Origin of the sequence: Methylobacterium sp. WL7, assembly GCF_008040085.1 — a bacterium.
Lineage (GTDB): Bacteria > Pseudomonadota > Alphaproteobacteria > Rhizobiales > Beijerinckiaceae > Methylobacterium > Methylobacterium mesophilicum.
In genome coordinates, this window is sequence record NZ_VRVG01000222.1 from 1 (window position 1) to 4,404 (window position 4,404).

Here is a 4,404-nt window from a genome sequence, read left to right on the forward strand (position 1 = left end):
GAACTGAATTTGCTCGATAAAATCGCTCAGCTTGAAATACATACAATTTTTGATGTCGGTGCAAATGACGGCGAATATGCCGCCGTATGTCTGAATAAATTTACAATAGCGAAAATACATTCTTTTGAAGTTAACCCTTTATTAAATAAATATCTGAGCGCTAGATCATTGTCCGACCGATTTATACTAAACGAGGTTGGTCTATCGAATAAAGATGGATCTCGCTTGCTCGAATACGACCCTATTGATCCTCAAGCATCGTTGCTAATTCATGGAACGGTGCCCCGCGGTGGCAAATGGGAGAAAACAATCGTCAAAGAAATGTCGGGAGACGCTTACTGTGAGAAAAACTCGATCAAATCAATCGATATTTTAAATCTGAATACCGGCCACGAAAGCAATCTTGTTTTAGAGGGCTTCCACGGCAAACTCGCCGCCGGAAATATTCATATGGTACAGCTGAAATATTACTTATCGACGTCGGATCATACAGGTAATCTGAGTAAATTAGTCGATGTTTTATTGAAACATAATTTCACACTGAGCGCCATCTCTAATCGAGGCATAAACTTCGAACAGCCGATCAATTACAATAGCTCGGTTAAAGGAATTCATACATTCATTGCAGTTCACAAGTCACGCGAGAAAACTATTGCCTTGTTGGGTCAATAGCGTGGTCTCAGCAGTTATCATTCGCACTAATTTCTCGCCGATGCCGACTGTTGGTTATTTCTGATCAAAAACCTTATTCCTCGTTTTATTGGACGCTCATTGTCCTCTACATCAGGCAAACCCCGCCTCAAAGTTATTATTCGGTTATCTCCCAAATCAATGCATTGCTAAGCCTGTCAATCTAAATAGCCCGCGTAGGTCGCCCAGTTATTATGGCTAACAGCATAACCATAGGAGCGGGCAGTGGATTGATGGTGCTGTGACGGCAATCAGGCTGGAGAACATTGACATCGATGGACGTCTGCGCTGCTCGGACACCGGCATTGAGACTTGCGGAGAAGGTTTGATACATACAGCGTCAAAGCAGTCAACGGTGCCGAGCAATGCACTTCGATCGCGACTTGCATGTCGATGATTCCTGAGAAAGTCTCACCCTTGATCCGACTTTCAACGGCTTAAAACGCATTACGACAGACAGGCTCTCCCGTCGCTGGGCGCCCAGAGATCTGGCTCAGCACGCCAAGGTGCCAGTGAGCGTTGTGGCGCGAGCCGAGAGCAGCCTCGCCGACCCGATAGTCACGATTGCCCAGCTCAACACTTTCATGCAGGCTCTGCGGGCTGCAGGCGCGAGCTTCCGTCATCGCAACGATCATGAGATGGCCAAATGATACGCTTAGCGACTATGCCTGTAAGCCCACACCCCAAAACCGAAGAAGTCGATCGACCAATGGCAAATGACGACACGCTCGCAAGGGCCCTGGCCAACGTGAGGCATCAGCGCGAGACCCTTGAGGCCGAGTACGAGCGGGTGAGCGGCGAGCTGGCAAAGCTCCGCATGGCCGAGCGGTCGCTGGCGTCGATCGTTGAAGGCACGGCGATGGATGAGCTGGCTGACGATCAGCCGAAGCGCCGCCGTGCGTCCAACAGCGATGATCAGCCTCGCGCTGGCCGCGGACCCCGAGGCCCCCGGGCGAACTCTGCCAAGGGTCGACTCAAGGCGCTCCTGGAGGATGCCGGCACCGAGGGTTTGACGCACGCCCAGATCACGGAGCGCTTGACAGACGTAGCGGCCAACACCCTGGCCACATACCTCAGCGTGATGTCGACGAGCGGCGAACTCGAACGCCATGGCGACATCTACCGCGCCGGCGCTCCTGCTGCGACCATGGAGAACCAAGCCTCGGACGATCAGGCCGAGGGCGAGGCTGAGGACGATCAGGAGGGTACCGGTAAGACGGAGGCGGCCGAATAGGAGCGCCCACCGCTACGCCGCTTGCAGCTGGGACACAGATTGCACCCGCAGGCCTGCGAGGGCTATGTGGGCGCAGGGCCTGTAGCTCAATGGTTAGAGCCGACCGCTCATATCGGTCTGGTTGCAGGTTCGGGTCCTGCCGGGCCCACCATCGTGTCATCCGCCGCCTCATGGGAGAGGCACCGTCGACCAAGGGCACTACGACTACCAAGCCGCTTTTAGGTTCGAAAAAGTAGGGTAGTGCTCTAATCGGCCGGATGGCTCATCTAGTCCGCCCAGCCTTTCACGCCTGCGCGTAGTTCGCCTACCGCGAGGGAGCGGTACTGGCTGCAACTTCCGGTCCGGATCGCCCGTGTGTGGCGATCCGGAGGCATTGATGCTGCCAGCCCTCATCATTGTGCTCCTGGTGTCGTTTGCGCTTGCCTTGAGTGTCTATGCGATCCGTCAGGCCTGCGAGCATGGCCACGACGTGCGGGACGCCGTGCTGCTGTTGCTAGTGCTTGGCGGATTAGTTGCAGCGTTGGGAACGGCGATTCTCTTCCCTGAACGGGCAATGGGACGATTTGTGCAGCCAGAGATGCAAGGCATTCGCGTTTGAACTGCCTAGCATTACAGTTGCGTTTTTGGCTTTTTCGTCGTCGGCGTGTTTTGCTGGGCTTACGGCGTCTATGTCCTGTGTCGGCTGACGCTCGGCGTTTGAGATGAGCGTTTCGGGCGGCCGCCTGATGCGCGCGTCGCCAGAGCGACCATGCGATGACGTGGGCGGGCTGGATGCGCCGCTGCGCCAGCCGTACGGCGAGGCGGCGGATCTCTTGGACCGACCAGCGGATCAGTGAGCGCGCAGCCTCGGGGGGCGTGATCTCGTCCTGGCTCGGCTTTTTGGGGGCGGCGTGTTGGCGTGATGGCGGATCACCGCCAGCAGCGCGAAGGCCATCATCACCAGGCTGACGTGCCGGTGCCAGCCGTGCCAGGAGCGGGTCTCGTTGTGAGCCAGCCCAAGCTCGGTCTTGGCGGTCTCGAACGCGTCCTCGATCGGGGACTGTCAGGAATTTCGTGTGGAGGCGGCCATAGTGGATCCGAAGGAGGTTCCCGATGGCACGACGCAAAGCACCCCACATCCCTGACGCGATCCTGGATCAGCTCCTGGCCGGGGCCGATCCGAAGACGGCGTTCGAGTCCGACGGCTTACTGGACGCACTGAAGAAGGCCCTGGCCGAGCGTGCGCTCAACGCCGAGATGGACCACCATCTGGCGGGCGAGGAGGCCGGCAACACGCGCAACGGCTATGGTCGCAAGACGGTCACGACCGAGACCGGTCGGATCGAGCTTGCGATCCCTCGTGACCGACAGGCGACATTCGATCCGCAGCTGATCGCTCGCTATCAGCGCCGCTTTCCCGGCTTCGACGACAAAATCGTGTCGATGTACGCCCGCGGCATGAGCACCCGGGAGATCGTCGGGCACCTGCGCGAGCTCTACGGGATCGAGGTCTCGCCCGACCTGATCAGCGCAGTGACCGACGCGGTGCTGGAGGAGGTCGCCGCCTGGCAGGCCCGGCCGCTGGAGCCGGTCTATCCGATCGTGTTCTTCGACGCCCTGCGGATCAAGGTGCGCGATGAGGGTGTGGTCCGGAACAAGGCGGTCCATATCGCGCTCGGCGTGCGCGCCGACGGATCCAAGGAGATCCTCGGCCTATGGCTGGAGCAGAACGAAGGCGCCAAGTTCTGGTTGCGGGTCATGAACGAGCTCAGGAACCGCGGCGTCGAGGACGTGCTCCTGGCCGTGGTCGATGGCCTGAAGGGCTTCCCCGATGCGATCCGGGCGGTGTTCCCCGAGGCGCTGGTCCAGACCTGCATCGTCCACCTCCTGCGCCACAGCCTCGACTTCGTCTCCTACAAGGACCGCAAGCTCGTGGCGGCGGCGCTGAAGGAGATCTACCGTGCGCTCGATGCCGCCGCCGGCGAGACGGCCTTGGCTGCCTTCGAGGCGGGCGAGTGGGGCCGGAAGTACCCGGCCATCGCCCAGAGTTGGCGACGGGCCTGGGGCGAAGTCATCCCGTTCTACGCGTTCCCGGGCGAGGTCCGGCGAATCCTGTACACCACGAACGCCATCGAGGCCCTGAACGCCACGCTGCGCCGGGCTGTGCGCGCCCGGGGCCACTTCCCGACCGACGAGGCCGCGCTGAAGCTGCTCTACCTGGTCTTGAACCGCTCCGAGAAGGCGTGGAAGATGGGCCCACGTGAGTGGGTCATGGCCAAGGCGCAGTTCGCCGTCATCTTCGGCGAGCGCTTCACCCGGGCCATGGCGGCCTGATGTTCAACCCGCCGCTCACACACGGAATTTCCGATAGTCCCCTCGATCGTCCAACGCTGGCCCTCGACCGCCACCAGGGTCGCGATCGGCGTGCCGGCCGGGCACCAGGTCGTGAAGTATGCCCGCTCGCCATCGCTCAGGCTGCGGCGGATCAGGAGCCCGCGCGT

4 protein-coding genes, 1 tRNA gene and 2 pseudogenes are annotated in these 4,404 nt (G+C 59.6%); 5 read left to right on the forward strand and 2 right to left on the reverse strand.

The genetic code is table 11. The features are described from left to right. From FV233_RS30710 to FV233_RS30715, 4 genes are all read left to right on the forward strand, one after another. On the forward strand, positions 1 to 672 hold a 672-nt coding region (locus FV233_RS30710; RefSeq protein ID WP_210249514.1), incomplete at its 5' end, for a hypothetical protein. Positions 673 to 1,399: 727 nt separating this feature from the next. Beyond that, positions 1,400 to 1,924, forward strand: a complete 525-nt coding sequence (locus FV233_RS28225) for a hypothetical protein (protein ID WP_147899496.1) — start codon at positions 1,400 to 1,402, stop codon at positions 1,922 to 1,924. 75 nt (positions 1,925 to 1,999) lie between these two features. Then, positions 2,000 to 2,075: transfer RNA gene (locus FV233_RS28230), tRNA-Met, on the forward strand. A gap of 225 nt (positions 2,076 to 2,300) precedes the next feature. Then, entirely contained in the window at positions 2,301 to 2,522 is a 222-nt protein-coding gene (locus FV233_RS30715) for a hypothetical protein (RefSeq protein WP_187278256.1), read from the forward strand. 231 nt (positions 2,523 to 2,753) lie between these two features. On the opposite strand, the pseudogene FV233_RS28235 reads toward FV233_RS30715, so the two are convergent. Then, positions 2,754 to 2,957 (reverse strand): annotated as a pseudogene (locus FV233_RS28235) (IS701 family transposase); the annotation flags it as partial. Positions 2,958 to 3,016: 59 nt separating this feature from the next. Between FV233_RS28235 and FV233_RS28240 the strand changes: the two are divergent. Then, positions 3,017 to 4,237 (forward strand): IS256 family transposase, encoded by a 1,221-nt coding sequence (locus FV233_RS28240; protein ID WP_147899497.1) that lies wholly within the window; start codon positions 3,017 to 3,019, stop codon positions 4,235 to 4,237. 41 nt (positions 4,238 to 4,278) lie between these two features. On the opposite strand, the pseudogene FV233_RS28245 reads toward FV233_RS28240, so the two are convergent. Next, positions 4,279 to 4,404, reverse strand: a pseudogene (locus tag FV233_RS28245) (IS701 family transposase); the annotation flags it as partial.

What these genes read in the sequence shown, in the direction of transcription:
- FV233_RS28240 (WP_147899497.1), top strand. Translation starts at nt 3,017, where the DNA reads ATGGCACGACGCAAAGCACCCCACATCCCTGACGCGATCCTGGATCAG.
- FV233_RS28225 (WP_147899496.1), top strand. Translation starts at nt 1,400, where the DNA reads ATGGCAAATGACGACACGCTCGCAAGGGCCCTGGCCAACGTGAGGCAT.
- FV233_RS30715 (WP_187278256.1), top strand. Translation starts at nt 2,301, where the DNA reads ATGCTGCCAGCCCTCATCATTGTGCTCCTGGTGTCGTTTGCGCTTGCC.